This window comes from Pseudomonas fluorescens Q2-87 (assembly GCF_000281895.1).
In the GTDB taxonomy this organism is placed as follows: Bacteria; Pseudomonadota; Gammaproteobacteria; order Pseudomonadales; family Pseudomonadaceae; genus Aquipseudomonas; species Aquipseudomonas fluorescens_S.
This window is the reverse complement of the sequence record NZ_CM001558.1, coordinates 3,955,860-3,982,663: the sequence shown is the minus strand read 5'-3', so window position 1 is coordinate 3,982,663 and position 26,804 is coordinate 3,955,860. Positions and strand designations below refer to the sequence as shown.

Annotated in this window: 30 protein-coding genes, 1 tRNA gene and 7 pseudogenes; 20 read left to right on the top strand and 18 right to left on the bottom strand. The window is 54.0% G+C overall.

The features are described 5' to 3' along the window. Position 1 precedes the first annotated feature (1 nt). The 12 genes and pseudogenes from PFLQ2_RS10250 to PFLQ2_RS10300 all read right to left on the bottom strand — a co-directional run bounded on the left by PFLQ2_RS10250 (position 2) and on the right by PFLQ2_RS10300 (position 6,255). On the bottom strand, positions 2 to 466 hold the full coding sequence (locus tag PFLQ2_RS10250; RefSeq protein WP_003183314.1) for a phage virion morphogenesis protein: 465 nt from the start codon (positions 464 to 466) through the stop codon (positions 2 to 4). Next, entirely contained in the window at positions 463 to 939 is a 477-nt protein-coding gene (locus tag PFLQ2_RS10255; RefSeq protein WP_003183313.1) for a phage tail protein, read from the bottom strand. Before PFLQ2_RS10255 ends, PFLQ2_RS10250 begins: the two co-directional genes overlap by 4 nt. Continuing rightward, positions 936 to 1,124 (bottom strand): annotated as a pseudogene (gene lysC / locus PFLQ2_RS30670) (Rz1-like lysis system protein LysC); the annotation flags it as partial. The gene PFLQ2_RS10255 and the pseudogene lysC, both read right to left, overlap by 4 nt. After that, positions 1,036 to 1,479 carry an Rz-like lysis system protein LysB gene (lysB, locus tag PFLQ2_RS10260; RefSeq protein ID WP_003183310.1) on the bottom strand — a complete coding sequence of 148 codons (444 nt, stop codon included), beginning with the start codon at positions 1,477 to 1,479 and terminating at the stop codon, positions 1,036 to 1,038. The gene lysB and the pseudogene lysC, both read right to left, overlap by 89 nt. Beyond that, the gene (locus PFLQ2_RS10265) at positions 1,476 to 1,682 is read right to left on the bottom strand and encodes a hypothetical protein (RefSeq protein ID WP_003183308.1); all 207 of its coding nucleotides are present in this window, start codon (positions 1,680 to 1,682) and stop codon (positions 1,476 to 1,478) included. The genes lysB and PFLQ2_RS10265 overlap by 4 nt, the downstream gene beginning before the upstream one ends. Continuing rightward, a complete protein-coding gene (locus PFLQ2_RS10270) occupies positions 1,679 to 2,521 on the bottom strand; it encodes an N-acetylmuramidase domain-containing protein (protein ID WP_003183306.1) in 843 nt (280 codons plus the stop codon). The genes PFLQ2_RS10265 and PFLQ2_RS10270 overlap by 4 nt, the downstream gene beginning before the upstream one ends. After that, entirely contained in the window at positions 2,518 to 2,841 is a 324-nt protein-coding gene (locus tag PFLQ2_RS10275; RefSeq protein ID WP_003183304.1) for a phage holin, lambda family, read from the bottom strand. The genes PFLQ2_RS10270 and PFLQ2_RS10275 overlap by 4 nt, the downstream gene beginning before the upstream one ends. 45 nt (positions 2,842 to 2,886) lie before the next feature. Further along, entirely contained in the window at positions 2,887 to 3,099 is a 213-nt protein-coding gene (locus tag PFLQ2_RS10280; protein WP_003183302.1) for a tail protein X, read from the bottom strand. Next, complete coding sequence (locus PFLQ2_RS10285) at positions 3,099 to 3,560, bottom strand: head completion/stabilization protein (RefSeq protein WP_003183300.1); 462 nt, start codon at positions 3,558 to 3,560, stop codon at positions 3,099 to 3,101. The genes PFLQ2_RS10280 and PFLQ2_RS10285 overlap by 1 nt, the downstream gene beginning before the upstream one ends. Positions 3,561 to 3,664: 104 nt before the next feature. Beyond that, a complete protein-coding gene (locus tag PFLQ2_RS10290; protein WP_003183298.1) occupies positions 3,665 to 4,363 on the bottom strand; it encodes a terminase endonuclease subunit in 699 nt (232 codons plus the stop codon). Positions 4,364 to 4,373: 10 nt separating this feature from the next. After that, positions 4,374 to 5,381: a phage major capsid protein, P2 family gene (locus PFLQ2_RS10295; protein ID WP_003183297.1), complete on the bottom strand. Its 1,008-nt coding sequence runs from the start codon at positions 5,379 to 5,381 to the stop codon at positions 4,374 to 4,376. 43 nt (positions 5,382 to 5,424) lie between these two features. Then, a complete protein-coding gene (locus PFLQ2_RS10300) occupies positions 5,425 to 6,255 on the bottom strand; it encodes a GPO family capsid scaffolding protein (protein WP_003183295.1) in 831 nt (276 codons plus the stop codon). 167 nt (positions 6,256 to 6,422) lie between these two features. Here PFLQ2_RS10300 and PFLQ2_RS10305 point away from each other — a divergent pair, with 167 nt between their 5' ends. Next, the gene (locus PFLQ2_RS10305; RefSeq protein ID WP_003183294.1) at positions 6,423 to 8,180 is read left to right on the top strand and encodes a terminase ATPase subunit family protein; all 1,758 of its coding nucleotides are present in this window, start codon (positions 6,423 to 6,425) and stop codon (positions 8,178 to 8,180) included. Further along, on the top strand, positions 8,180 to 9,205 hold the full coding sequence (locus PFLQ2_RS10310) for a phage portal protein (RefSeq protein ID WP_003183292.1): 1,026 nt from the start codon (positions 8,180 to 8,182) through the stop codon (positions 9,203 to 9,205). The genes PFLQ2_RS10305 and PFLQ2_RS10310 overlap by 1 nt, the downstream gene beginning before the upstream one ends. A gap of 180 nt (positions 9,206 to 9,385) precedes the next feature. Here the strand turns inward: PFLQ2_RS10310 and PFLQ2_RS10315 are convergent, their stop codons facing one another. Continuing rightward, positions 9,386 to 10,369 (bottom strand): DUF4062 domain-containing protein, encoded by a 984-nt coding sequence (locus PFLQ2_RS10315; protein WP_003183290.1) that lies wholly within the window; start codon positions 10,367 to 10,369, stop codon positions 9,386 to 9,388. A gap of 243 nt (positions 10,370 to 10,612) precedes the next feature. Here PFLQ2_RS10315 and PFLQ2_RS10320 point away from each other — a divergent pair, with 243 nt between their 5' ends. The 3 genes from PFLQ2_RS10320 to PFLQ2_RS28900 all read left to right on the top strand — a co-directional run bounded on the left by PFLQ2_RS10320 (position 10,613) and on the right by PFLQ2_RS28900 (position 13,569). Beyond that, positions 10,613 to 11,038, top strand: coding sequence for a LexA family protein (locus PFLQ2_RS10320; RefSeq protein ID WP_003183288.1), 426 nt, complete (start codon positions 10,613 to 10,615; stop codon positions 11,036 to 11,038). Beyond that, a complete protein-coding gene (umuC, locus tag PFLQ2_RS10325; RefSeq protein WP_003183286.1) occupies positions 11,031 to 12,308 on the top strand; it encodes a translesion error-prone DNA polymerase V subunit UmuC in 1,278 nt (425 codons plus the stop codon). The genes PFLQ2_RS10320 and umuC overlap by 8 nt, the downstream gene beginning before the upstream one ends. A gap of 823 nt (positions 12,309 to 13,131) precedes the next feature. Continuing rightward, a complete protein-coding gene (locus tag PFLQ2_RS28900; protein WP_343228924.1) occupies positions 13,132 to 13,569 on the top strand; it encodes a response regulator in 438 nt (145 codons plus the stop codon). 411 nt (positions 13,570 to 13,980) lie between these two features. Here PFLQ2_RS28900 and PFLQ2_RS27935 read toward each other — a convergent pair whose 3' ends face one another. Next, entirely contained in the window at positions 13,981 to 14,232 is a 252-nt protein-coding gene (locus tag PFLQ2_RS27935; RefSeq protein ID WP_033046136.1) for a hypothetical protein, read from the bottom strand. Positions 14,233 to 14,456: 224 nt separating this feature from the next. Between PFLQ2_RS27935 and PFLQ2_RS27930 the strand changes: the two genes are divergently transcribed. Continuing rightward, entirely contained in the window at positions 14,457 to 14,666 is a 210-nt protein-coding gene (locus PFLQ2_RS27930; protein ID WP_033046570.1) for a hypothetical protein, read from the top strand. A gap of 185 nt (positions 14,667 to 14,851) precedes the next feature. On the opposite strand, the gene PFLQ2_RS10330 is transcribed toward PFLQ2_RS27930, so the two are convergent. Further along, the gene (locus tag PFLQ2_RS10330; RefSeq protein ID WP_033046569.1) at positions 14,852 to 15,067 is read right to left on the bottom strand and encodes a hypothetical protein; all 216 of its coding nucleotides are present in this window, start codon (positions 15,065 to 15,067) and stop codon (positions 14,852 to 14,854) included. Positions 15,068 to 15,441: 374 nt separating this feature from the next. Between PFLQ2_RS10330 and PFLQ2_RS27925 the strand changes: the two are divergent. Further along, positions 15,442 to 16,535: pseudogene (locus PFLQ2_RS27925) on the top strand (site-specific integrase). Between the two features lie 138 nt (positions 16,536 to 16,673). Beyond that, on the top strand, positions 16,674 to 18,167 hold the full coding sequence (locus PFLQ2_RS10335) for a hypothetical protein (RefSeq protein ID WP_003183272.1): 1,494 nt from the start codon (positions 16,674 to 16,676) through the stop codon (positions 18,165 to 18,167). Here PFLQ2_RS10335 and PFLQ2_RS10340 read toward each other — a convergent pair. Then, positions 18,150 to 19,037, bottom strand: coding sequence for a DNA adenine methylase (locus PFLQ2_RS10340; protein ID WP_225970838.1), 888 nt, complete (start codon positions 19,035 to 19,037; stop codon positions 18,150 to 18,152). The genes PFLQ2_RS10335 and PFLQ2_RS10340 overlap by 18 nt on opposite strands. Positions 19,038 to 19,144: 107 nt before the next feature. Beyond that, positions 19,145 to 19,405 carry a pyocin activator PrtN family protein gene (locus PFLQ2_RS27920; protein ID WP_033046134.1) on the bottom strand — a complete coding sequence of 87 codons (261 nt, stop codon included), beginning with the start codon at positions 19,403 to 19,405 and terminating at the stop codon, positions 19,145 to 19,147. A 189-nt stretch (positions 19,406 to 19,594) separates the two neighbouring features. Here PFLQ2_RS27920 and PFLQ2_RS28365 point away from each other — a divergent pair. The 12 genes and pseudogenes from PFLQ2_RS28365 to PFLQ2_RS29995 form a co-directional block, all read left to right on the top strand. Next, positions 19,595 to 20,170, top strand: a pseudogene (locus tag PFLQ2_RS28365) (phage tail protein); the annotation flags it as partial. Then, a complete protein-coding gene (locus PFLQ2_RS10345; RefSeq protein ID WP_033046133.1) occupies positions 20,145 to 20,351 on the top strand; it encodes a tail protein X in 207 nt (68 codons plus the stop codon). The pseudogene PFLQ2_RS28365 and the gene PFLQ2_RS10345, both read left to right, overlap by 26 nt. Before the next feature lie 96 nt (positions 20,352 to 20,447). Then, positions 20,448 to 20,696: pseudogene (locus tag PFLQ2_RS10350) on the top strand (phage late control D family protein); the annotation flags it as partial. Next, positions 20,693 to 20,992 (top strand): annotated as a pseudogene (locus tag PFLQ2_RS27905) (glycoside hydrolase family 19 protein); the annotation flags it as partial. The pseudogenes PFLQ2_RS10350 and PFLQ2_RS27905, both read left to right, overlap by 4 nt. Beyond that, on the top strand, positions 20,974 to 21,516 hold the full coding sequence (locus tag PFLQ2_RS10355) for a lysis system i-spanin subunit Rz (protein ID WP_003183260.1): 543 nt from the start codon (positions 20,974 to 20,976) through the stop codon (positions 21,514 to 21,516). The pseudogene PFLQ2_RS27905 and the gene PFLQ2_RS10355, both read left to right, overlap by 19 nt. Before the next feature lie 150 nt (positions 21,517 to 21,666). Then, positions 21,667 to 22,462: pseudogene (locus PFLQ2_RS27900) on the top strand (DNA adenine methylase). 97 nt (positions 22,463 to 22,559) lie between these two features. Beyond that, the gene (locus tag PFLQ2_RS10360) at positions 22,560 to 23,336 is read left to right on the top strand and encodes an AAA family ATPase (RefSeq protein ID WP_003183256.1); all 777 of its coding nucleotides are present in this window, start codon (positions 22,560 to 22,562) and stop codon (positions 23,334 to 23,336) included. Continuing rightward, positions 23,333 to 23,398: pseudogene (locus PFLQ2_RS31035) on the top strand (hypothetical protein); the annotation flags it as partial. The gene PFLQ2_RS10360 and the pseudogene PFLQ2_RS31035, both read left to right, overlap by 4 nt. 24 nt (positions 23,399 to 23,422) lie before the next feature. Beyond that, entirely contained in the window at positions 23,423 to 23,884 is a 462-nt protein-coding gene (locus PFLQ2_RS28890) for a hypothetical protein (RefSeq protein ID WP_003183254.1), read from the top strand. Beyond that, positions 23,881 to 24,234 carry a hypothetical protein gene (locus tag PFLQ2_RS10365; protein WP_003183251.1) on the top strand — a complete coding sequence of 118 codons (354 nt, stop codon included), beginning with the start codon at positions 23,881 to 23,883 and terminating at the stop codon, positions 24,232 to 24,234. The genes PFLQ2_RS28890 and PFLQ2_RS10365 overlap by 4 nt, the downstream gene beginning before the upstream one ends. Before the next feature lie 40 nt (positions 24,235 to 24,274). After that, the gene (locus PFLQ2_RS10370) at positions 24,275 to 25,057 is read left to right on the top strand and encodes a hypothetical protein (protein WP_033046131.1); all 783 of its coding nucleotides are present in this window, start codon (positions 24,275 to 24,277) and stop codon (positions 25,055 to 25,057) included. Continuing rightward, positions 25,057 to 25,183, top strand: a tRNA-OTHER gene (locus tag PFLQ2_RS29995). Before PFLQ2_RS10370 ends, PFLQ2_RS29995 begins: the two co-directional genes overlap by 1 nt. A gap of 728 nt (positions 25,184 to 25,911) precedes the next feature. On the opposite strand, the gene PFLQ2_RS10375 is transcribed toward PFLQ2_RS29995, so the two are convergent. Next, positions 25,912 to 26,643, bottom strand: coding sequence for a metallophosphoesterase (locus tag PFLQ2_RS10375; RefSeq protein WP_003183246.1), 732 nt, complete (start codon positions 26,641 to 26,643; stop codon positions 25,912 to 25,914). Positions 26,644 to 26,804 lie beyond the last annotated feature (161 nt).

Genomic DNA, 26,804 nt, shown 5'->3' with positions numbered 1-26,804 from the left:
TCTACTGATTGCTAGTGAACGCAATTAACAGACTGTCGCGAATCAAATCAAGGTCCGCTTCCGTAAAGCCGAGCAATTCGCGCTGGTCATATTTCACTTCAGATGCTCCCCGCTCAGCACGATCTTTCAATCCATATTGGTGCACTCTGGCAATCCGGGCAACTCGCCCGGTAAAGCCGATGGTGACGGTATTGCCGTCGCCTTGAACCTTCAAAAAACTCGCGGTGCGAAGTTTTTGAAACATCTGCCCCTTTCGTTTCACTCTACCTTTTTTCGCGCGCATGTTGCGCTGCTTTCGCGGCGCATATTTGCTGCCGTCTGGGTTGCGCTGGGCAATGATTCGCTGTTGCTGACTGCGCCGCAGGGCCTGGCCGACGCTGCGGGCCAGTTTGTTGCGCGATGCCGGTTCCAATTGTCCCAGCAGGCCGGCGGCCCAATCCTCCAGCGTTTCCAATCGGTTGGTCATTTCGGTACGACCCATTCGCTGCCGGTGCCTTGGGCGCCAGGTATCCACGCCGGGTCGAGGAATGCGGCCACCTGCTTAGGCTCTCCAGGATGGTGGACGGTGGTATTGCCATTGGCGTCTGTCCCCACAACCACACGCTCGGTTAGCGGCAGTGTCAGGCTCAGGTCCACCTTGCTGTTGTCAAGGATGTCGGCCTCGAACTGGATGCCCTCGGCGGACTTGTTCAAGTTCTCCAGCAGCTCGGACTGGTTCACGCTCAGCCAGCCCAGCAACGGCAACATGACGCTGTCTGGGTGACCGGCGTAGTCGGTGAGGATGACCTGTAAATCAAATCTGTATTCGAACGACAGCGAGGCAGCCGCGGTGCAGCGGATTTTGCCGTTGTCGATGAAGATCAGCAGCCGGTCGGGGTTGTGCTTGAGTTCGGCCACTGTGCTCAGCAGATGGGCCCGCAGGCTTTCGGGTTTGTTCATGGGGCCGCCTGTTGATGGTTGAACACCATGTCTACCTGGCCGGCGCATTCAGCCCATGCGGTTTCGACGCGGTCCTGGTCGGTGAACTGATCGCCGTTATTGAGTGGGCTTGTCGCCGGCAGGGTGCAGGGCACGACGGCCGGACAACCACTGACGATAAGCGTCGGCGCCGGTGAGGGCGGGGCGCTCGCGCAGCCGGCGAGCAAGCTCAGGCAAAGGCTGGTCAGCCCAGTTGCGAAGGTCTTCGTTTTCACGTTTCAGTGCCTCGATGGTTTGCTCGCGCTTTGCCAGCCCCTGGCGCAACTGATCCTGCTGGTTCCGCAAAGCGGTTTGGGCGATGCGCTCGTCGCTCAGGGTGGTTTGCAGGGTGCTGAGATTGCTGCGCAGCCTGTCAGCCTCATCGCGGGCGGTTTTGGTGTCTTTCGCCGCCAGCTCGGCATTCTTCTCGGCCACGGTGATGCGCTGCTCCTGGCCCCAGATGAGTAGCGCCAGGGCGCCCAGCAGGGCGATACCGTAGAGTGCCTGGCGCAGGGTACTCATGCGCGGTACCAGCCAAGTTTGTTCATGGCGCCGACATCCATCAGCTCCACGGGACCTCGCACGATGACTACACGGCAATCCGGCGTCATGTAGACCAGTGCTCCGCACAGCAGCTCCATATCGGCTTGCTCGGTATTTTCCGGCACTACCAGCAGGTTGCCGTCCTGGACGTCCAGTTTGCGCACTGCGTCCAGATCGATCATGCCGCCACCGCCTGGCCGCAGCCGCAGTCTGCATGCCTCTCATAGGCGCGCTGGAGCTTGATGTCGTACAGGTTCCGCTGATAGTCCGGGCCGTTGTAGAGCTTGGCGAATTCGACCCATTTGCGTGCTTTCAACGCCTTGTGCAGGACCGGGTCGGTCTGGATGAAACGCACGAAGGCGGCGAATTGCTGAGACTCGCCTGCGCTCATGTCCTTGGCGAACGCCTGCACACTGGAATAGCCCAGGCGCTGCCAGTAAAAGCCCATGATCTGGAACGCTCCCCATGAGGCGGACTCCAGCGCGGCGGTGTCGTCGATCAGACGTGCATGGCTCAGGCGCTGGTGCTCAGCAGTGCCACCGGCATAGCCGCCGGATTTCTGATTAACGATGGCCGGATTGGCGACGGCCAGCTGGTCGGCGTGGTGTTTGAGTTCGTCGATGTTGTCGTCTTCGTGGCGCGGCGTGGCGAGCTGGCGGTACATGATGTGTCGCTCGAACAGAATCACCGGCTTGCCATTCGCCAAAAAACCCTTGGCCTTGGATTCCACCTCGTTGACTGCATATACGCTCGCCAACGGTACGTCGAGGATCTGCGCGGCCTGTACCAGGTCCTCGTTTTTCAGCAGGAACTGACAGTCACCGCCAGACAAGCTTGCCTGGGTTTTTTCGCCGGCCACGCCATCGGCGACCAAACCGGCTTTCAACTGATACGCCCGCACGGCGGCTTCGGTGGAGTCGCCGTAGTCTCCATCCACTGCCAGCTTGGCGCCATGATCATTCAGGTTCTTTTGCAGGATGCGCACCGCTTGCGAGCGGTCCCCGTGGCGAAGTGTCGTCATAGTTGTTCTACCTTTCGGGTGAAAAACTTTTTGGCGGCGGCGCGAGTCCCCTCGACGCCAAGCAAACCGATCACCCCACCGAAGAACGGCGCAGTGGAGGCGGGGATGCCGAGCAGCGCCAAGCCATGGCTGGCGGCCAGCGCTAGGGCACCGCAAAGCGGGGCCTCAACTGCCATCCGGCGCAGGGTTCCGCCGCCGTACATGATCCGTAGAGCGGCGATTGTCAGCGCCAGGATTCCCGCGTACAGGGCCGGCCAGTTCTGTTCGAGCCAGGCGGCGAGCCAGGCCCAGGTGTCGGGACGTTCAGGCATGCGCTTCATTCCGTAATCCAGGGTGGGTGGGTTCGTGGGCTCGCTGCAGGTTGATCAGTCCCATAAGTTCACCATCTGCCGCTGTGGGGCGGCCGGCTGGGCCTCGGGCATTTGCACGGCCAGGCCTTGGGGCAGGATCGGCCCGTAGTCGGCCAGGCCGGGGTTGGCTTCGAGTACTGCTTCGGTTACGCCGGCAGTGCGGCCGTAGTGACGCCAGCACAGAGCGTCTACGGTGTCGTTTTGAAAGGCGCGGACGGTGACGGGCATCAGATCAGCTCCACAGTGGTGCGGTTGATGCCAAGGAAGTCACGCACGGCCCAGCGCAGGTCGCGGCGGTAATCGTCGATGTTTGGCGTGAGATCTTCGGCGTTCTGGTTGCCGCTGTTGGTGGTGTCGTAGGAGCGGTAGCGCTCGCACACTTCGGCACCGGTGGCGGCTTCGATGGCGCGGCGGTAGAGGTGCTCCAGTACCGACACGTCGTTGATCTTGTCACCAGGAACATCTGCCAGTTCGACATGGCCTGCGGCTTCCTGCCTGGCCCGCCATTCGCTCAGCTCGCGGTTGACGCTGATGGCGGCGGCCACAGCGGCGGTTTCCAGGCGCGGTGCTGTGACGCTCGCGTCGATTCTCAGCGTGGCGCGCAATTGATCCAGATCGATGGAGGGCCAGAAGGCGTCGGTGTTGATATGGCCGCTGGCGACGGTGCCGCCGGCTACGAATCCGCTCATGGAACAGCACTCTAAAATAGGTCGCCGGTGGTCGGGGCTTCACGTTCAGGAGGAGCGGCCTGGCCGATCCGCCCCGAGCCGGCGGGGTGCGTGGGGACGCTCGGTTAGCCGGCAGGGCCGGCAAGTTTGTTGAGCAGGCGTTCGGCCCGCTCCAGATCCTTTTTGCCACCGCAGGCATCGTGCAGGGCGATGGCTTTTTTCAGCAGATCCACACCGGCCTGAAGCTGGCCGGGTTGGCCTGGGGCCTCTTCGGTGATGCCTTCCAGCGTGGCGCGGCCCATGGCAAGAAACAGCTTGGCGCGGGCCTGGTCGGGCATGTCTTCGGCATCGGTGAGTTCGGCGGTGCGGTGCAGAATTGCCAGGTCGAATGGTTCGCCAACCTTCTGGGCTTTGAAGGCTGCCGTCGCGACTTCCTCGGCGACCAGGCAGCCCAAGGTACGTGCGAAGCGGTCGGGCATAACCATCTTGTGTTCCAGCACGTAGGTCGCGATGTCGAGCCCACCGGTGAAGTCGCCAGCGTCGAAGCGCCAGACCATGACGGTGGTCAGTACCTCGTCCTGCGCGCCCTGGCCGCCTTCCAGCACACCTTGCACGTAGGATTCATAGCTCGGCAGCAACTGGCGCTTGAGTTCGGCCTTGCCCTGGTTGGACTGGACCTGTTTCAGGCGCAGGCGGTCTTGCAGCAGCTGGTTGAGCTGGTGCTCGTAGGCCGTGGCGCCGGCCATGGTTTGGGTGGGCTCGGTCGCTGCCGCCTCGATGGCGGCAGTGACACGTTCAAAGTGACGGCGGCATGGGTTGGTCATGATGGCCGCCTCAATTCAGGGTGATGTTTTCGGCCATGGCCGCGCAGCCCAGGTCTTCGATAACGTAGCTTTCGTTCACCGATTCGTAGTTCTCGATGCGGTCGCGCTTGGCGTTGTCCACGACGGTGCGGCGGCGGGTGCCTTCCTGCCAGTACAGCGACAGGTTATCCAGGCGGGTGACAAGCAAACCGTTGGCCGGGAAGTGCGGCACACGCACCGCCGGCAGGTTCCCGAGTCGTTTTTGACTGGTGACGATGTCGGCCGCCAGCATTTCGGTCGGCGCCTGAGTCTTGTTGATGATCGGGAAGTACTTGTCGGCCAGCAGTTGGCGACCGCAGATGACCACCAGTTCGGTGTCCTCCTGATACCAAGGCTCGATGAACTCGTTGACCATGCTGACGACCAGAGCGTCGATGTTTTCAAAGTCCTTACCGGCACCGATTTCGATTTTGCCGCTGCCGGCCACCACCTCATCCAGAACCCGGGCAGGGTTTTCCAGGCGCATCTTTTGAAGCCAACCGATGTTGACGTCCTGCAACAGCTGGTTGATGGCCGGGTTGGATGTCGCGGCGCGGCTGATGCCGTTCCAGCCAATCATGATCCGGTTGAGCGCCTGGGCTTTGATGATGGCGTCGCGGATGCGTGCCTGGAAGTCCTTGAACTTGGCCCATTGGTCCAGCTTCTGGTAGCGCAGGCTGGTATCAAAGTTGGTTTGGGTGCAGGTGTACCCACGGTCGTCCAGGCCGCTTGGGTCGCGGGGCTCGCGGTCTTTGGTAGTGGTGTCTGTGGTGCTGGCAATGGTGCCGTCGATACCGATGCCGACCTTTTCACCCGACTGTTCCGATACACCGTAGACGTTGATGGCGCTGAGGAACGCGCTGGATTCTTGAATGCGGGTTTCCAAGGTCTGGGCGACGCTGGGGTCTGCGGTGAATTTGGTGGTGACGTCAGTCACCCCATGCAGTTGCGCCAGTTGTTGCAGGTAGGCGTTGAACAGTACTCGGGTGTCGTTACGCATGTTGATCGTCCTTCATGATTCGGGGCTGTGGTTGGGCTGACTGTCAGCAGTCGGTCACGACCAGGTCGTTGCCGCCGGTTACAGGCGGACGCGTTTTCTGGCTGTGGTCCTGGGTGGTGGAGAGCTTGGTTTTCAGCTCTGTGAGTTCCGTGCTGACCTGGTCGAGCCGGGTTTTCAGCCCCGCTGAAAATTGCTTTTCAGCAGCCAGTTGGTCGGGCAGATCCTTGACGTGTTCGGCGATGGCTTCGACGGCTTCGCCGATCTGGGCGAACTCGCTGTCGTCCTTGGCCTGCTTGCCCGTCAGCAGCGCTTGCACCTTGTTGAACAGCTGGGCGCCGATGCTGGGCTTCTCTTCGATTTCTTCGAACTGCAACTCGGTTTCCACCGCCTCGGTAAACATCGAAGTTGCCGAGTAGTGGCGATCCTTGAAGGGGCTGGCGTCAGGTTTCTGGGCAGAGAACGCCAGAACGTCGGTGCCCAGGCTGGCGGGCGAGTCGGTGACAGCCAAGCCGACGATGTAGGCCTCGCCGGTGTCGGCAAAGCTGTCGTCGATTTCGATGGAGGTGTAGATCTTCTGTTTCGCCTTGTTCATGGCGATCAGCTCTGGGGTCGGCTCAACCTGGGCGAACAGGGCCAGTTTCTTCTGGCCGTTGATGTCCACCTCCTCGGTTTTCACTGCCAGCACGTCGCCATAGGCCTTGAACGGGCTGTCGGGCAACAGACTGCGGAAGTGCTCCAGCCAGATACGGGCGCCGTAGGTGGACGGGTTGAAGTTCTTGGCGGCCTGTTCCAGCCAGCTGCGTTTGATGGTGCGCTTGTCCGAAGTAGCGCCCTCGACGGCGACGCGGAACCAGTTGCTGCGAAACTTCTTCATGCCGGGAATCCTCAGTGCGTGGGGCGCCTGCTGGGTTGAGCAGTGCGTTGCAATGAGGGGCATGGTCGTCACGGGCGCGAGCGGCGGCAACGAGACGGGACTGTAGGCGAGGAGGGTACAAGGGGCGGCGCTATTGAGTCGTCGCCATGGGCGGCAGCATCTCGGCCATGACGACGACCTGCCTGCTGCCTATCGATCCCCGACGCCAATCCAAGTTCCTGTACTGGATGGGTTGGCGTATCTGCGAGATTGCCGAGGCTACGGGCGAAAAGGAAAAAACGCTACACAGCTGGAAGGCCCGCGACGAGTGGGACCGGGCCGACAACGTCGAGCGCATCGGCGGCGCCCTGGAAGCGCGCCTGGTGCAGTTGATCCTTAAGGACAACAAGACCGGAGGCGATTTCAAGGAGATCGACCTGCTGCACCGCCAGCTTGAACGCCAGGCCCGCATTCAACGCTTCCAGGGCGGCGGTACCGAAACCGACCTCAACCCGAACCTCGCCAAGCGTAACGAAGGACCAAAGAAAAAGTCCCCGAAAAATGACATCAGCGAAGACCAGATCGAGCTGCTGCGCGAGGCCTTCATCGACGGCTGTTTCGACTACCAGAAAGATTGGTATCGGGCCGGCAACCAGCGTACCCGCGTTATCCTCAAGAGCCGCCAGATTGGTGCCACGTACTACTTCGCCCGCGAGGCGTTCATCGACGCCCTGGACACCGGTCGCAACCAGATTTTCCTGTCGGCATCGAAGAACCAGGCCTACCTGTTCCGTGGTTACATTCAGGCCTTCGCCCGGGAAGTCATCGGCGTCGAGCTGACCGGTGACCCGATTGTATTGCCCAACGGCGCCGAGCTGTTTTTCCTCGGGACCAACGCCCGCACCGCCCAGGGCTACCACGGCAATTTCTACTTCGATGAGTTCTTCTGGACGTTCAAGTTCGAGGAGTTGAACAAGGTCGCCTCGGGTATGGCGATGCACAAGAAGTGGCGCAAAACCTATTTCTCGACCCCGTCGAGCATGGCCCACGAGGCGTACACCTTCTGGACGGGCGAGCGCTTCAACAAGGGCAAGCCCGCCGCACAGCACACCAAGGTTGATGTGACCCACGGCGCGCTCCAGCAGGGGCGGTTCTGTGAGGACCGGCTATGGCGCCAGATTGTCACCATCCTCGACGCGGAGCGGGGCGGCTGCGATCTATTCGACATCGAAGAGCTGCGCCGGGAGTACAGCCCCGAGGCGTTCGCCAACCTGCTGATGTGCGAGTTCGTTGACGACGGCGCGAGCATTTTCCCGCTGTCGGTGTTGCAGTCCTGCATGGTCGATAGCTGGGTGGAGTGGGCCGAGGACTACAAACCTTTCGCCATGCGTCCGTTCGGCGACCGCCAGGTATGGGTCGGCTATGACCCGGCTGAGACGGGCGATTGTTCCGGCCTGGTGGTGGTCGCGCCGCCTCTGGTGCCGGGTGGCAAGTTCCGCGTGCTCGAGCGCCACCAGTTTCGCGGCATGGACTTCGCCGCCCAGGCCGCCGCCATCAAGGGCGTGTGCGACCGCTACTGGGTGACATACATCGGCATCGACGTCACCGGCCTGGGCAGCGGCGTGGCCCAGCTGGTGCGCCAGTTCTTCCCGGCCGTGACCACCTTCAGCTACTCGCCCGAGGTGAAAACCCGCCTGGTGCTGAAGGCATACGACGTGATCCACAAGGGCCGGCTGGAGTTCGACGCCGGCTGGACCGACATGGCCCAGTCGCTCATGGCGATTCGCAAGACCATCACCGCAGGCGGCCGCCAGTTCACCTACACCGCCGGCCGCAACGACAACACCGGCCACGCCGACCTGGCCTGGGCGCTCTTCCACGCATTGCAGAACGAACCGCTCGAAGGGCAGACCGCTGCCAATACCGGGCGAATGGAGATTTACTGATGACCGAACAACTTGCCAGCCAGGATCTTTTGCCGGCCGCCCTCGATGCCACCAGTGCGGGTACTCAGGTGTTTAGCTTCGGAGAGCCGACGCCGGTGTTGGGTGGGCGAGAGGTGTTCGATTACCTGGAGTGTTGGTTCAACGGACGGTGGTATGAGCCGCCTCTGTCGCTCAACGGCCTGGCCCGCTCGGTGGGGGCGAGCGTGCATCTGCATTCGGGGTTGATGTTCAAGCGCAACCTGTTGAGCAAGACCTTTATCCCGCATCCGATGCTGTCCCGAGCCGCTTTTGAACAGTTCGCCCTGGATTTCCTGTGCCTGGGGAATGGATACCTGGAGAAACGCCGTTCGGTGCTGGGCAACACTCGGCAACTGGTGCCGTCGCTTGCGAAGTACATGCGGGTTGGGCCGGAGGGGCAGTTCTACCAGGTGCAGGGCTGGAAGAACGAGCACGCGTTTGAGCCAGGGAGCATTTTTCATCTGCGTGAAGCGGATCTGCACCAGGAGATTTATGGGTTGCCTGAGTGGATCAGTGCGTTGCAGTCGGCGTTATTGAATGAGTCGGCGACGCTGTTCCGGCGCAAGTATTACGAGAACGGGAGTCACGCCGGTTTCATCCTGTACATGACCGACGCGGCGCAGACTGAGGCGGATATTGATGCGTTGCGAAATGCGCTGAAAGAGTCCAAGGGACCAGGGAATTTTCGAAACTTGTTTGTCTACTCGCCCACGGGCAAGAAGGACGGGATTCAGCTAATCCCTGTCAGCGAGGTAGCGGCCAAAGACGAATTCAACTCGATCAAGAATCAGACCCGTGATGATGTGCTGGCGAGCCTGCGGATTCCACCGCAACTAATGGGGATTGTGCCCCAGAACGCGGGCGGTTTTGGGTCGATCAGGGAGGCAGCGCAGATCTATGCAGCCAACGAGCTTGAGCCCATCCAGACGCGGATGACGCAATTAAATCACTGGCTAGGGGAGGAAATACTGCGCTTCAAACACTACGCAAACGGCGGGGAGGCTTAAGATTCCTAGGCGTTCGGTTCTGTGCAGCGAACTGGCGCCAGTGGCAGAAAAGTCGGTGGAGTCCGTAACCATAAATTGGAAGTTGATATGTTTGCGGCGAATGTTGGATGGCGGAACTTTTTGGGTAAATTCGATTAGCCGCCATCATGGCGGCTTCGAATGCGTTCTTTTACTGTTGGTTTATTTTTGCTGCTTCTTTAAAGCTACTTGTTCTTTTTCGATATGTGCGAGCAGTTGTAATCCTAGTTTAGTCACGAAGTATCTTCTATATTTTACGCCTGTAACCTTCTCGTTCTCTGTTAGGCCGTGAATTTGTAGCTTTGGGCAGATATTGAAATAAAGGAATCTACTTACGTCAGTCGCCCCTGATGCTGCGTTGGTTACGCCTTGTATTAATTTACTTCGTGTGTTGTAAAAAATATCTAAAAGGCTGTTTTCTTCTTCCTTTTCAGTTGAGGTTACAGTTGCTGGGATGGTTACTGTAAGATGGCTTAATACTTCCGCTATTTCTGAAAGTTTTTCTGTGTCTCCAGCCGGCTTGGCTGGGGCGGGTAAAGGGCGACTTTCTAAACTTTTAATTATTTCTTTTAGTTCAGTGTTTTCATCCGATAGCTTTTTTATTTCTTCGAATAAGGGCTTGGTATCGACAATTTCGCTTGCTGAGACCCACCCTGTTAACTCGCCTCTTCCCGCATAATCAGAAAGACTTTCATATACGCAAAGCTTTATATCTTTAAGGTCGTCAAAGAATGAGGATATTCTTCCGAGTGCTTTTTCTCGAAACGCCTTCAGTTCCTTTGGGTTGTCTTTTTCAAGATAATTCGTTCCGCAGTCGCGCACTTTTCTTTCCAGCGCGTCTTCCTTGATTACTACTGAAAACATCGGCTTATTTTGTGCGACGGCGTAGTCGAACTCCAATTCTGTGTAGCTCAAATTCGTAGAGCTTTCGATGGATCCATATCTACCGCCAAGGATCAACATGTAAACGTCTGATTGATCAATCCAGTCGTTAATTGTTTCCATCTGAGAACGATCACCGGCCGTAAAAAGCTCCATGCCAGCAGGGATATGACCTGACTTTAGAATAGCACCTACAGCTGCTTGTCGTTCCTCAATCAGATCTGTGTAAGTGCTAGATATGAACACCTGAAGTTTTCGCTTCATTCCTTGTCCCTTATTTTCAAAAGAATAACAATATCGAAGTGCCATCAACATGTCTACGTGGGGCGCACGCGAACCGCTGCTGATGATCTACCTCACCATCGCTGGGACGGGCCCGGGTATCGGCTTGACGAACCGCTCGCACGCGGCTATCCCGCCTGTCAGATTTTTCCTATACAAATTGACCGGAAAATTTGTACAAGATTAACTGTATGTTCGTACAGTATTTTTTGGGAATCGTGCGTTATGAGCTTCTCAATTCTAGGCCCTATCGCCACGGGTGGCTTGAAGCTGCCCTTGTGTTCGTTTCGAGTGCCTGCCGGCTTTCCATCTCCGGCGGCGGATCACATCGAAGCGCACATCTCACTGGATGAGGTTCTGAACATTCGCGCCCCGCATGTCTACCTGGTCTCAATCGCTGGGGAGAGTATGCAAGGCGCCGGTATTTTTGAAGGCGATCTCGCTGTGGTGGACCGCGCTCTGGAGCCAGCACACGGTCACATCGTCGTAGCGCTGCTGAACAACGAACCCGTATGCAAGCGGCTTTGCATTCGCGGCAAGGAGGTGATTCTCCTGTCGGAGAACCCAAAGTATCCACCGAGGTACGTGCTTGAGGGCGACGAGCTGGTGATCTGGGGCGTCATTACATGCAGTGTGCGCAGCCATGTCTAAACCCCAGCCAGTTTTTGCCCTGATCGACTGCAACAGCTTCTATGCCAGTTGCGAGCGCGTGTTTCGACCCGACCTGGCCCGCGTGCCCATTGTGGTGCTGAGCAACAACGATGGCTGCGTGATCGCCCGTAGTTACGACGCCAAGCCCTATGTGAAGATGGGCGAACCGTATTTCCAGATCAAGCACAAGCTGCACAAGCACGGCATCGTTCCGTTCTCTTCGAACTATGCGCTCTATGGCGACATGAGCGAGCGGGTCATGACGCTCATTGAATCATTGGTGCCTGCCGTCGAGGTCTACAGCATCGACGAAGCCTTTGCCGACTTGACCGGCATCGACGGCCGGGATGCCCTCGGTCGGAAGATCCGCAGCCTGGTACTGCGCTGCACAGGCATCCCTGTTGGGGTGGGGATCGCCCACACCAAAACCCTGGCAAAGCTGGCAAATCACACCGCCAAACGGCTTCAGGTGGAAACCGGCGGCGTGGTCGATATCTGCGACCCGTTCAAGCGTGACTGGGTTCTGCGCAACACCGACGTGTCCGAGGTCTGGGGCGTCGGCCGCAAGATGAAACTTCACCTGGACGCTATGGGCATCAAGACCGCAATGGACCTGGCGAAGGCCGACCCGTGGACGCTACGCAAGAAGTTCAGCGTGGTGATCGAGAAGACTGCCCGGGAGCTGGCCGGCACGCCGTGCCTGGAGCTGGACGAGCCGGACCCACCGAAGCAGGAAATCTGCTGTAGTCGGATGTTCGGGAAGCGGCTCACGGACCTGGCACCCATCAAGGAAGCGGTGGCTACATACATGATGCGTGCTTCGGAAAAGCTCAGGGCGCAGCAGTCGCTGTGCAAGAAGATCCGCGTTAGCATCCGCACCGGCATGTTCAACCCGGAGGAGGCGAAGTACGCCACTGGTGTGCTGATCGACATGCCGTACCCCACTGATGATGTGCGGCTGCTGACCAAGGCAGCAGTGGACGCGCTCGACCGCGTGTTTCGGCCGGGCTTCAAGTACAGCAAAGCTGAGGTGCTGTTGATGAACCTATGTCAGCAGGGGGAGTACACCGACGACCTGTTTGCCACCTCCCAACCAGCCGACGCCACGAAGTTGATGGCTGTGCTGGACCAGATCAACGGGCGATGGGGGAGAGGGACACTCCGATCAGCCAGCGTGCCCGTCAACCCTGACTGGGGCATGCGGCGGGAGATGATGAGCCAGAGCTACACGACCAGGCTGGACCAGCTGTGGCAGGTGCCCTGTCGATGATCTGCTGATCCATGAGCCGCCCGCCGAGGCGGCTTTTTTTCGTCCCCAAGAAATCGCACCGAAATGGGGCGCTATCGGCGGGCAGTGGCGTGCTTCAAACCTGGCGCGCGCCGTCGTCCCCCCACCTCGCCTCCGGTCTAAATAGGTCTTTTTCTCCGCGCTTCTGCACTCCCACTGTAACCAAGCCCTCCGGGCGCTATCGGAGCTTATCCAGGCTATCGAATACCTGCGGATCCCTGCGAAGGTGGGTGTCTTTCGCAATGCTCATACGCGTGCAAAGGCGTACGGATTTCGGAGGCGCCACGGGAAAAGGGTTAGGTTTTTTTTGAGAGGGATGTTGTGGGCTGGAGGGCCCGTATTTGTTGGGCTTGAGACCTAACTTTGAAGGGTTAGGTTGGGTTAGGTTAGAGGTTAGGAATCCATAAGTGACTGTATTTAAAAGAATTTATAAGCTGAATATTTAACGCCAATAAAGGTTAGGAAATAACCACAATCTAACCAAAAACTAACCTTCGCGAATCCTTCGCGAAGCCTTACCAGACAAGGCTTTCAGGGCAGCGAGTAAAAAACTAACCCTCCTAACCTCTTTCCCGTGGGTCAACATAAAAACGCTGGACATGCCTCGAGCGGGCCACCGCCTGAAGCTGTGTGCAGGATTGCGCAGTTCTCACCTTCTCATTCACTCGCACGCACTGGTTCACAAAGCGTCAGCCGGTGAGGTTGTGGAAGGTGTTAAAAACGGCGCGGCACCGGTCGAGTACGCTACGCTCAATTGAGCATTGCCTCATCATATTGGGATCGCGATATAGAGGAGCATCCGCTCGTGCTGGCTGCATGCGCCAGCCGTTTCTGGCAGAGACAAAATATGATCACAAACTGGGAAGAAATTGGCCCTTTTGAAGGCGAAGTATTGATCGTTGAGGATGATCAAACACTGCGTGTACTCATGGTTGAGATCTTGGAAGACATTGGAGCTGAAACCGTCGCTTTCGGATCGGCCGATGAAGCCTTGATTTACCTGCTTCAATCTCAGGTTCGATGTTGCCTCGTAATTGTCGACTACGGCGTTCCTGGGCAAATCAATGGCATGGATTTTATCAAGATGGTTAGGGGCAAATGGCCTTCCATCGGTTCGATACTCACATCAGGATATCAATTTCTTCCTGGATCAGTGCCTGGTCCAACCCTATATTTGCAAAAACCGTGGGCCGTAAACGACTTGATAGCCTCGATGAAGCATCTACTTCAGCGCACATCATAGACGTAGCGATAGGATGCTCAGCGCAGAAGCGTGCTCAATGGAGAGTTTTCTTTAGCTTTGGCGGAGGCTTAGCGTGGAAGGATGAAGGCGAGACCACCTGCACTTTATGAGTTTTTAAGCCTTGGCGAGCCAATTCGATGTCTTCAAAGATGAATCGAGCCAGCTTCCTTAAGCCTACTTCGCCTCGAAACTGGTGTCTGATCAGACCGACAACGGCAAAAGATTCTCCGTCATGACCTGCTACCAAAAGCGAGGCGGTTCCGTCGAAATTTAAGGTGCATTCCACTGAGCACCCAGGGAGTAGATCCCTCAGTGCTGCCTCGATCTCGATCTTCGACAACCTGTCCATTTCAACACCTCGGAATTTAAGCTGACAAGCTTATTCCAGCGGTGATTTAAGTAAATAGTGGCCTAATGCCTTTTAAAATTTACCCCCCTTTTTGTTAGGCATATATTAGAAGCAGACGCCAAAAGCGGTCCGTTAGCATCGGAAATTTCCGCGTATTCACATTCTGCAGTCAGCAGACCGAGCTGCAGCATCTCCCGAATTCCGAACAAAATGATTTCCCGCTCTCCGCTCAGCTCATCCGCCTCGTATCGCATATCGGCGGTCATTTGCTCCAGTAAAAAACTGATCAGATGGGCTGTATTTTCGATATTCATAATCTGGAATAGCTTGTGATTTCTACTTCGATTTTTTCGTTAAAGCTCCGGTTCCCCACACCTATCCGAACGGTCATAGGATTGAGCAAGCCCGTGGCCTTCACGAGAGGACACCACCAAACTGGCCGTCCGCAGCTGAGAACGTTCTCATACGATGAGCTGGTTTTGGAACGGGTCATTGAACGTTAATGTCTACACCGCTACGTGACGACGAGGCTACAACGATGGGTAAAGACCGCAGGGAGCAGGCTTTAGCCGCTTGGCACAAAGCGCTTGCCGAGCCTGACATCCGAATGGATGTCGAGAAGCAGTATGAGAAGCTGACTAGGATGGCCGATGATCTCAAGCAACAGGGAATTATTGATAAGCACGACTGGCGACGATTAATGGGGGAAGCGGTTAGCTATTACGCACACGCTATCGAAAAAGATTGATCCAAAGTCGTGACCGGCGTCGCCATAGTCGCTCCTGCGATGGATGGGAGCGACAAGCATAGCAGCGCGCCAATGCGCATGAGACAGTTCGCCGAGGAGGGCTTTACCTGAGAGGGCAAATGGTAAGGTTTTTTGGCTAGGGCTTTACCCTTACCAGTAGGTTTCTAAACAGCCGCTATTGCCATTTAGATGAAGCCCGCCCCTTTTAATCGGGCGAGTCCTTGTTTGATATGTCCGGCATTTTCGGTAATGGTGCTGAGTGCCCCTCGAATATTCTCACCTACCTCCACAGCGTCTTGCTGTTCAGCCCACAGCGTCAGCTCCATTATTGCTGCCTCTAGGGCCAACTGATTTTGATAAATCCTGTACAGAACATCCGCCAGTGAGTATTCGCTTGCCATGATCGCCGACTCGTCTCGGAAGGAATTAAGCATAGCAGTAGCGCTGCCTCGGATTGGTGGAGCTAGTGAGAAAAACGCCGGTCATTGATGCTTTGGGCCAGGGGTTGGTACAAAAATGGTACGGAGCTTGATCGACACGGCTACAAAGCTCGTACTACGTGGGCTGTAGAGTTAGAAGTTCCAATCCATCATGGGGGCCACACTGAAGCGCCGGGACGGTTCAGAGCGGGCAACGCTAATGTTTACGGGCAGTACAGGATTTTCAGAATTCATTGATGCTGGTCTTCATACAGAGGCTTCTACCCATTTTTCCCCTGTTTCTGAAGTCGCTTGCTGCAATGTAGCAAATGACTTCGGCGCTGTAGCAACTGGAAATGGGCACGATCACATCACGTAAGGGCAAGGACAACTCGACGGCCTGCACAGCGCAGATACGGATCAATCGGGACGGGGCGACAGTTTATCAGGAAAGCCAAGCCTCCGACTGCAAGCAGGTTGCGCAGGCCTGGATCAAGCGGCGAGAAACGGAGCTGGCGGAACCTGGCGGCATCGAGCGCGCGAACCGCAAGGGTGTGACGATCAATAAAATGATCGAGCAGTATCTGAACGAATACGAAAAGATCCGTCAGCTAGGGAAGACCAAGAACGCCACGCTGAAGGCGATCAAGGATACCTGGTTGGGCGAGCTCGACGATTCGGCGCTGACCAGCCAGAAGTTGGTGGAGTTCGCGCAGTGGCGAATCGGGAAGGAGGGCGGCAGTGTTCAGGCGCAGACGTTGGCAACGATCTGTCGCATTTGGGTGCGGTGTTGTCCGTGGCTCGGCCCGCTTGGGGCTATGAGGTCGATCCGCTGGCCATGCCGGATGCGCGCAAGGTGTTACGCAAGCTGGGCATGGTGAGCAAAAGCAAGGAGCGTAACTGACGGCCTACCCTGGAAGAGCTGGATAAACTCATGGAGCATTTTTTCGGGGCGCTGAAGCGCCGGCCGGAGTCGATCCACATGCCGAAGATGATCGCTTTGGCGATCTTCTCAACGCGCCGGCAGGAGGAGATCACGCGGATCCGGTGGGAGGATCTTGACGAGAACCGGCAAGCCGTTCTGGTGCGGGACATGAAGAATCCTGGGCAAAAGATTGGCAACGACGTCTGGTGCCATCTGCCTGACGAAGCCTGGGCGATTCTGAAGACCATGCCTAAGGCAGAGAAGGAGATTTTTCCCTACAACGGTAAGTCAGTGTCGGCAGTCTTCACTCGGGCATGCCCGCTGTTGGGCATTGAAGATCTGCATTTTCATGATCTGCGGCATGACGGGGTGAGTCGGCTGTTTGAAATGGATTGGGATATTCCGAGGGTGGCCAGCGTTTCAGGGCATCGTGATTGGAACTCATTACGCCGCTATACGCACCTGAGAGAAAGGGGGGATTCCTATAAAAGTTGGCAATGGAAAGCTAGCCTTCTCAAGAGGTGACGAAATATTTCACATTCTTTTTGGTCAGGTGGGTCGTTGCTTGCAGTGGGCAAAATTAGTATGTTCTCTGTTTCGTGATGTTAAAAAGACATGTGGCCTGTCTTTTTACCCAAATTTTGCCTATAGCTGAGATTAAAAATGAGAGCTGAGTTCAAGGAAAAGAAAGCGGTTTCTATTGATCTGTTGACATTGGATGAGAAAAACCCCCGTCTCGGTTTCGCCAAAGATCAAGATGCTGTTTTAGCTCGAATGATTTCGTACGGGCAGCCTTTTTTTGCGCTTGCCAAGGATATCGCTGAAGCTGGGTTGTCCATCGAACATATCGTGGTTCACAAAGACGGAAATAAATATAAAGTTAGAGATGGAAATCGTCGGATTTCAGCTCTAAAGCTGTTGAATCGGCCGCACCTCTGTCCTGATAAAGCTTCCAGGGATCGATTTACTAAGCTTGCGAAGACGGCTGAGGATAACGGCAATCTAATCGGCAAGGTTGATTGCATGGTCGGTTCAAGTGAAGAGGCAATTAACGCGTATATTTGGCGAGCCCATACCGGTGAAAATGGCGGGCTAGGTCGGAAGAACTGGGAGTCTCTACAGCAAGAGTTCTATCAGATTTCGATTGGTGAGAAAGGGCCATATTGGAAGGCCGCAAAACTCATGCTTTGGGCTGATGAAAATGATTTAGAGGTTCCCGATAATTTTAGTATTACTACTTTGGGCCGGTTTTTTAGTGCGGCAAAAAATATTAAGTTACTTGGCTTCGAATTTGATGGTGAGGATAATATTTATCCAGTGGTGCCGTTGTTCACGGCGGTTGTGATCGTTAAGAAAATTATTGGTGATATTGAGTCTGGCTATATTCATGTTAAACGTGGAGATACTCCTGGGACAATGTCTCTGATGGGTGCGGCAAATCGTGACCTGTATATCGATGCGATTCGGCACGAAATGAAGTTGGATTCTGTTGATGTGGTGGACCCTGTGCCGGGCGGCAATGGACCTGGTGCAAGACCCGCATCTCCGCAGGCCGGCGGCCAGCCTGGCGGAAATGGTATCAGTGTTACGGAAGGTGGCAAGCCTCAAGTAGGTCCTGCGCAAGCAGGTGCTCCTGGGGCTGGGGGAGCGGATGTAAAGGGTGGGAAGAACGGTACGACACCCGCAACTCACAGCTCTCTGCGGAAAAAGTATGTGACTAGGGCTTTGCATCCTCTGGAAATGCCCACGAGCGAACAAAAAATTAGAGATATCTATAAAGAGCTTCAGACTGTCGAAAAGTGTCCGATAGCGGGAATGATGCTTGTGCGGGCCTTTGTTGAAAGTACCTTCAGGGCATTCGTGAGGAGAAACGAATTGATGGAGGAGGGGCGTATTGATGGTGCCTCAATAAAGGATATGCTTAGATTTATTCGAAAAAAGTTGATTGATGATAATATTTTAGTAGAGGGGACAGGGTCGGATCTGTTTCAGAAGGTCGAGTTGATGGCGCAAAATTCGATCGTGACAGTGCCAACTATGCAAAAGTTTATTCATTCTGAAATGTTTAATCCCAAGGATGCGGATGTTATAAAAACTTGGGATGAGTTCTATCATTTCTTGAAATTGCTATGGCAGTTGCTAGCTGCTAAGGCTTAATTGCTTTGTGCTCGGCTCCTTAATTGGGCTTATCTGTTTTGATGTGAACGGTAAGGGGTCGATGTTTATATTCTTGTAGATTAGAAGCTCTTTTGCGGCGGGGCGTTCCAAGTGGCTTGAGTAAATGATGTTGAATGTTAATGTGTTGTGGTCTTCGTAAATTTCTTGAATTTCTTCGCAGTTGTCATACGTCACAATGATTGGTGTCTTTATTGAGTGTACCAGTTGCGCAATGCGTACGTGGTCGTCGTGCGTATAAAAACTTGAGTAAAGTTGGTCGGCCTTCTTGTAGTACGGTGGGTCAAGGTTTATCAATGAGTTCGCATTGTGCGGAACTTTGTTCATGAATTTTATGGCGTCATCCGACGAAATTGTTATTTTGGATCTCATTTCGCTTATATCTAGGATGCGTTTAGCTAGATTTTCTTTTGCATACCGGGCGTCAATTTTGTAATTTCCGTCCTGGTTTTTCCCCCCAATAACTCCCCCTTTTATAATGCCTGAGCGATTGGTTCTGTTAAGGAAGAAGGTGGCGAAGCCTAATTCCAGTTCAGTGTGTTTTAGGGGGTTGAAATATATCTCTCGCTGCTTCTCCCTTTCGTCGATAGTGACTTCGGTTTCAAACAGAAGCTTGATGAAGCTGCGGCTATCATTGGTAATGGAGTTCCAGAAGCTATAAATTGCAGGGTCAATATCATTGATAAATATGTTTTTTACATACTTGTTGCTCAGCAAATAAATTGCTGCACCCGCGCCGCCGGCGTATGCCTCGATGTACGAGCCATCTTGAATATTGTTATTCCTTAGCAGGTGCGCAAGCCAGGCCCCAAGCTTGGCCTTGCCACCGGGATAGCGTAACGGTGTAAGCATCTGACTATTCTCTAGAAAATCGCTTATCATATTGGATTTTTTGAGGGATTACAAATGCGAATTGGTAATCCCTCTGAGGCTGCAAAAAAATATAGCTCGTATTTGAGTTAGCGCATAAGTTGTTTTTGTTCTTTAGTCGCCTTGCCTCTTTGTTTGTCGATGTAATCGGCTAAATCTCTTAGGTGAATGCCAAGGGCTGCCTTTTGGCTGTTGGCGCCAAGCCTGACAATTGGAATGTCTATTTCTCCTGACATACATTTCAGTTTGAATCTCTCAACAGTCAGGTGCATGTAATCAGCACAAACGCGACTGAGCGGGATGACAGCCTGTCTATGGTATTGGGCCATGAGTAAACAAAGTGTATTCATGCTGCCGCTCCTATCAAATCGCCATCTACTTCAACTTTGTTTGCGCCAACTAACGTCATCATTGGCCACGGCGAAACCGAATTACCCACCATCATTACCTGCGTCTTATTGCTGAACTTCCGACCGTCGTGTCCTCTGTCGATGACGTAGTTGTCGGGAAAGCTCTGAGCGCGGTACAGCTCGCGAGGGGTGAGCATGCGCATGGGTACGCTGAAGGAACAGGCGGGCAAGGCGGCGACGGCGATCAATAACATCGCCGGCAAAGTCAGCCCGTCGTTGGCGAACATCGTGCCCACCAGTTCCTTTGCCGTGGATGCCACGCCGGCGCCGGAGGCGGTGAAGCTGTTTCCCCACTTGCTGATCATCCAGCCCCGTGACCCCAAAGTTCAGCCCTACTACTTCAACCTGGACACGGCGGCCTTCGACGAGCTGAGCCGTTCGACCGAATTTCGCTGGGCTTCACAGGAGCGACTGTCGCGCCGTCCGGCGCAGCAGGCCGTAGGAATGGGGGAGGAAAAGCTAACGCTCAAAGGGACGATTTACCCGGGCTTCAAGGGTGGCCTCAAGCAGCTCGACACGTTGCGCAGCATTGGAGCCAGGCTTCAGCCGCTGACCCTGACCACGGGCTATGGCGAAGTGATTGGGACCTGGTGCCTGAAGAATATCAACGAGGAGCAGGGCGCGCTGATGCACGGCGGGATTCCCCGTAAACAAGGGTTCACTCTGGAGTTTGCGCGCTATGGCGACGACATGCAGAACGTCTGATGGGGACATGCTCAATGTCATTTGTCATAACGTTTATGGCCACCTGAACGGCAGCACCGAGGCGGTGCTGGATGCGAATCAGGGGCTGGCGGATGAACCCCAGCCCTACCGCGCTGGGGTGCTGATCGTGCTGCCGGACCTGCCCAGCCCGACCGAGGAAGGGATTAGCTTGTGGGATTGACCTTGGGCGATTCCGCCGCCGACAGACCGTTGCGTTACGCGTAGCGACACTTTGTTTTTTGACCCGCCTTGCGCGGGTTTTTTTTGGACAAAATTCATGACCCCCACTTTTCGAATCGTTGCCGATGGCGCCGATATCACGACCCTGATCAATGATAGGTCGTTTTTGCTGCGCACCTCTGACAAGCCAGGTATGGACTCCGACGAGTTTGAGTTGCGCATTGATGACCGTGACGGCGAGGTGCAGCTGCCTCGGCGTGGCAGCTCTATCGAGATCTACCAGGGCTATGCCGAAACGTCCTTGGCGCGCCAGGGGCGTTACGCGGTGGACACGGTTGAGGTGGCCAGCGCTATCGCGGTCGCGGCTTGATTCAGGTGACCGGCCGCAACAATTACCTGCGCTGCAGCCTGGCTCTGTTTGGTGATGAGCGATTGTTGCGCACCCCCGAGCTGCTCGAGCTGCCGCAATGGGCCGCCGAGTCGGCTGCATGGTTCTGGTGGGTCCGCGAGCTGAACGCGCTGGCAGATCGCGATGAGTTTGAGGCGATCACCCGCAAGATCAATGGCGGCCTCAATGGCTTGGCGGATCGGCTGGAATTGTGGGCGCGGGCGAGGGCGGTGCTATGCGTCTCGTCGACCTGATCCCGGTGCCGTATCGGCTGCTGGCCATCGGTGTGCTGCTGGCCGCATTGGCCGGCGGATCTGCCGCGCGGACCTGGCAAGTTCAGGACTGGCGCTACGGTCGGCAGCTGGAGCAACAACCCAGCCTTCAGGCGGAAAGCCTTAACCAACAGACTCTGGCGGCTGCAGCGCAGCAACAAGCTGAGCAGGCCAAACGTCTCGCCCTGGAGCAGCGGCTTTCAGCCAGTGAACAAACACATTACCGAGCCCTAAACGATGCCCGACGTGATCAAAGTCCCCTGCGCGACCGTCTTGCCACTGCTGATCTGCGCCTGTCAGTCCTACTCGACGCCACCGATGCAGCCAGTGGCCGCACAGTGTCAGCCGTCACCACAACCGGCAGCGTGGTTCATGGAGCCACAAGAGCCCAACTTGACCCGGCGCATGCTCAACGAATTATCAGCATCACCGATGCCGGCGACCAAGGACTGATCGCCCTGGCTGCCTGTCAGGCCTATGTAAAAGAAGTCTCAACACCGAAGTGAAAAAGAGCGGCCGGGTTGGATGCGTCAACATCCAACCCTACCGCCGTCCCTGCAGATTGTCCCTGCAAGTCCAGCCAAGGCTCTTACTCCGTGCACGAAGCGCGGCGAAGCTGGCACCTGTTTATCCATACAGTAAAGGTCTTGCTATCTATGTCTACACCCATCGTCCCTTGGATGGGCGGCAAACACCGCCTGGCCGACCGCCTCATTCCTTTGTTCCCACCTCACGAATGCTACGTTGAAGTCTTTGCCGGCGGTGCCGCGCTCTACTTCATGCGGCCTCAGGCAGCACCGGTCGCAGTCCTCAACGACATCAACGGCGACCTGGTGACGCTGTACCGCGTGGCGCAGAACCACCTCGAAGAGTTCGTGCGCCAATTCAAATGGGCGCACAGTTCTCGGCAGGTGTTCGAGTGGCAGAAGATGAGCCGCCCCGAAACCCTCACCTACATCCAGCGCGCCGCACGATTTTTCTACCTGCAGCACCATGCCTTCGCCGCCAAGGTCACCGGGCAGACGTTCGGCACTGCCACTACCGGCCCAGCCATCAACCTGTTGCGGATCGAGGAAAATCTCTCGGCCGCCTGGCAGCGTCTGTCTGGCACCTACGTCGAAAACCTGCCCTGGCTAGAATGTGCAGAGCGCTACGACCGTCCCCCATACCTTCCACTACATGGATCCGCCTTACTGGCAGACAGCCGGATATGGGGTGGACTTTCCGTTCGAAAACTACGAGCGAATGGCCTATTTCATGCGTCGGTGCAAGGGCAAGGTGATGGTGAGCATTAACGATCACCCAGACATTCGGCGGGTGTTTGAGGGCTTTTACTTAGAGACGCTGGATATTCGCTACAGTTCCACTAATCAACGGCAAGGAAACGCAGAAGTGAGTCGGGAGTTGGTGATTATGAATTGGGAGCCCAGTTTGCTTGATAGGCTGTTCTGAGTTCTAAAAAACGCTGGGCTTTTGTTATTTCAATTTTGACCAATTATGTGCAAAAGGTGTAATGTGGTGGCATTTTGTCATAATGAGACTCTCCGGGATGAAAAAATTTCCTTCGGCTTCAACTAAGATTGAGCTGGGTTATTCAGAAAACAAGGAAGTTGTTATTGCCTCAATCGCAGGTATTGCGATTAAGCGATTTAGAACTATGCAGGATCAAGATGTTTTTTTAGGGAAAAACATTACGATATTTTCTGGCCGTAATGGGACGATGAAAACATCCTTGATGGGGTTGATAGCGCACCCCTTTAATAGTGAGGCTCAAGATGTCTTTGGCAAGGTTCTGAAAACGCCATTAAAAGAAGTATTTAAGTTGTCTCCTGTTTTCGACAGGGATAGGTATGAATATGACTTGATCCTTTGTACGGACAAAGGGATAATGCTGAAAGAAACTGTGGCGATGTACTATGTTGGCGATAAAACTAATCGCCATCGAGTTGTAGTGTCTGGCGCTGAAAAGGGAGATGGTAACTTTGCATATAATACGTCCTTTCTAAATTTGAAAAGACTGTATCCTTTGGTTGATACTAAGGCCGTCCCGGATAAGGCGGCGTCACTTGATTTGAGTCCCGAAGAAGCTGCTGATCTGAAGGACTACTATGAAACGGTATTGCCAAGTACTGATTATAATCAGTTTACTCCCGTGCACGAAAAAAATGTCAAGACAACTTTTGCCCCTGTAGGAGAAGGCGCGAGGTATGATTGGCTTTCGATATCTTCGGGGGAGGATAATTTGGGGGCTATATTCAATAGGCTTCTAGGTTTTAGGCGCTCTTTTAAAGGGAGAAATGGTGGGGGTAATGGGATTTTTGTATAGATGAATTCGAAAGTAGTTTACATCCTGTTGCTCAATTAAGACTTTTTGATTATCTCCAGCGCTGGTCGAGTAAGTACAACGTTCAGGTGATCGTATCAACGCATTCGCTCCATCTGATTTCTCATATTTATTTGGAGCATGGTGAGAACTTAAAGAAAGATAGAATAGTAGTTAATTTTGTTAGCAAATCTACCGCGGTGGACGGAAACTATCCGATTCTTCGTAATCCTCCTTATGAACTGGCATACAAAGAGCTGACACTTCAGGATCCAGAAGAGGCTGTTAAAGCTAGAAAAATAAGAGTTTTTTGCGAGGATGATCATGCTGTCCATTTTGCAAAAAAACTAATAAAGTCGAGAAAAATATTAAGCTGTGTTGAGTTTCATTCGTCATTGAATAAACAGGAAAATGGTCCGGGTACATCTTATTCCGCATTACGTGCCTTGTGTGTGAACTACCCGTTGCTACTTGAACGGAGCCTGGTTTTATTTGATGGGGATGTACCCGCTACAGTGACTGACAATATAAAAATAAAAGCCTCTATTTGACGTTGCCTGATGATCAGGGATTGGCAATTGAGCGGCGAATTATAGTGTTTATCTTGGAGTTGGAAAATGATGATAATTTTTTCGTAAAGTTTAAAAAAGAACGCGAGCGTCTTTTGGGTGAGTTTAAGGATGCGGGTATTAAGTCGTTAGCAGTTAAGGATGTTATGGATGAGGCTAAAACACCAGTTGCGAATTGTAAGTCGTGGGCGGACAAAGATAAGCTCAAATTCAAAGAGTATATAACTTATTATTGTGGTGTGGCGGAAGGTCGAGATGGTTTTTTAATTTCGTTTGTGAATGCTATCAATAAAATAAACGCCATGAGCGGAATGCCTGCTTTGACTAGTTGAGAACTTCTTTTGGGCTTTAAAGTTTTGGGTGGAGGGTGTGATGACGCCAGGTGCAATTTTTACTGAGTTGAAGAAAGAGTTGGGTAGCATCAATCCATACATGGCTATTGTGGACTCATCGGTTAGGATTTTCTTGGATGATGCTAAAGTTAGTGTAAGTCCTTCCAAGTTTATAGCGGCAAAGGCAAAGCTATTAGGGTATGGGAGGTTGTATTTAGATCAGCTAGAGTTGGATCGTACGAAACAGTTTGTTTATGTTTCTCATATAGCTTTTATAAATGGTAAGGCTGAAGTTGCGTGTGAAAAAATAAGAAAGCAGCCCTTGGTGCGCAAACCTACAGCTGCCGTGGAGGGAGATTATTTACGACAGACTGTCCGCGTTTTATATGCTTCAAGGAATGACTCCTCTACGATAGTGAATGATGATGTGGCGATGGGCGAGCTGGTGGATGTTGGGGATGTTGCGATAATTGATTATTATAGGAAGCTAAGAAACGAAAATTTTCATGGAGGCAAAGCTAGTGCGGCGTATTCTTTCGGTCAACCCCAAGTTACTAATATAGCCGCTAAGTATGGATGCACTCCAAGTCAGCCGGGAAGTTTGAATAGTCAGGATATGATTTTGTTGTCGAAAGTCTGGCAGCAGGTGATTCTAGATTTGTGTGTCAAGTCATTAGATCCAGAAAAAGATGTGCTTCCTTTGGTGGCAAAAAGGTATAAGGGAATAACCGGGGATAGGCGAGCTAAAGGAATTATTCAGCATCTTCAACAAGAATATCTCCTTGACAGTTATTCTGCGAATGAGCTATTTTCGAAAATGTAGGCTGGTTAGCATAATCGGTAATGCGCCCTACGGCTGCGCTACGGCGCAGCCTTCCCTCGAATGACACCTGGATTTTAGGTGGTATTCGAGGGGTAGATGGAGGTTCGAGTCCTCCGCCAGCCACCAATTTCTTAAGCTTCACAAGTTGATTAGTCTGTTGTCTGGTTTTTAACTTGTGTGTCCGACACCTTTTGCGAGAAGCTTGGACAATATGTCATCTCGTGAAAGGGCAGGATTCGTAGCCATAGGGATCAATGCTCTAACTATGCGTCTTGCGATACTTCGCGCAAGTACACGCTTCCGCGTCGTAATCTTCTGTGACAATATTTTTTCAACCTTCAACCTTCAACCTTCAACCTTCAACCTTCAACCTTCAATCTTCAACCTTCAATCTTCAATCTTTACTGTGCCGTCATGAGGGCGGTAGGGAAAAATCTATTAGGTTAATTTGAGGAGGTTGTCATGAGTCAAGATACTCTATATAAGCAATATTTTATCCGCGAATATTCTCCTGACGATCCGGACTATCCGGGGCGGCCATTCCAGGGGGCAGTCAAACGGGTGGGACCCTCACGTTGCCTCAAAATTCCGCCGATGAGGTGAAGAGGCTTCTTGATGCTCAGTCAAATCCCGATGATCATGCTAGTTATTAAGTCATAGAAGAATAAGTTTCGAGAAACTTTGAGCGGCGCTTCTCGAAAGTTATGCGAAAAAGGGGCAGGCTACAAACGCTACTGAAAAACCGTGGACTGCTCCTCTCGACGTATTGTTGAGTTCCTTTGGAGAGCCGGGTCCGAATGGCCGTGCTGCATCGTTTTGGTCGTTCCGGATTCGGAACATCTGCCCTGTGTTTATTAAGGGCGCGCTTCGCTCATGCTTATACTGGCGATCATTTCAGTCTGGATGTTCACCAAGCTTAACGCGCCGTCGGAAAATGCGCAGCCAGTATCAATATATATAACATTGCCCAAGCGCCTGACGCCAGGCACTGTTGAATGCCCGACATAGAGCCGGTCGATGCCTTTAATAGGCGTGTGGTCTTGCTGCTCGATTTTCTCTCTTGTATACAACGCTGTTTTCAAGGCTTGCCGCTGATGCTGCTTCCCCGATTTTCCAGTAATAGCGTCTTTAGCTTCTTGCCAGCCATCGTTACTCCTCATGACAGGGGCTTCGGCATGGACTATTCCAATTGTTTGATCGCTTGATAAATTGATTTCAATGATCAATGGGAGTGCTTGTAAAGCTTTTAAGAGTTCACGCTGGATGTCTGGCTGTAATTCGTAGAGCCAAGCCCCTCCATTTCGGATATGCCTGGGTATGTCGCCGTGGCCGGAGATGCACTCGATAAGCATATGTTCATGGTTGCCGCGCACGGCATGGAACCACGGTTTTTCAAGCCAGTTCAATGCGTCTATGGAGTCGGGGCCTCGGTCGATGAGGTCTCCCACAGAAAAAATACGGTCCACTTCGCTATTGAAATCCAACTTATCCAAGGCTTGTGTTAGAAGTTTGAAGTGTCCGTGAATGTCGCCCACCGCAAAATCACGACCTTCTTTGTTGGGTGGGAATGACGTCGTCCTGTACATTTTTTGTGCTTTAGCAGATTTTAATTGATGGCAACTGTATCACCCGGCGGAATGAACGCATAAGGACATGTCAACGGTGCGCAGCTCCCTCACTGGCATGGCCTATGTGGAGGGCCCGGACGAACCGGCTTTCATCTGCTCACAATTGACCAATGGCGCTT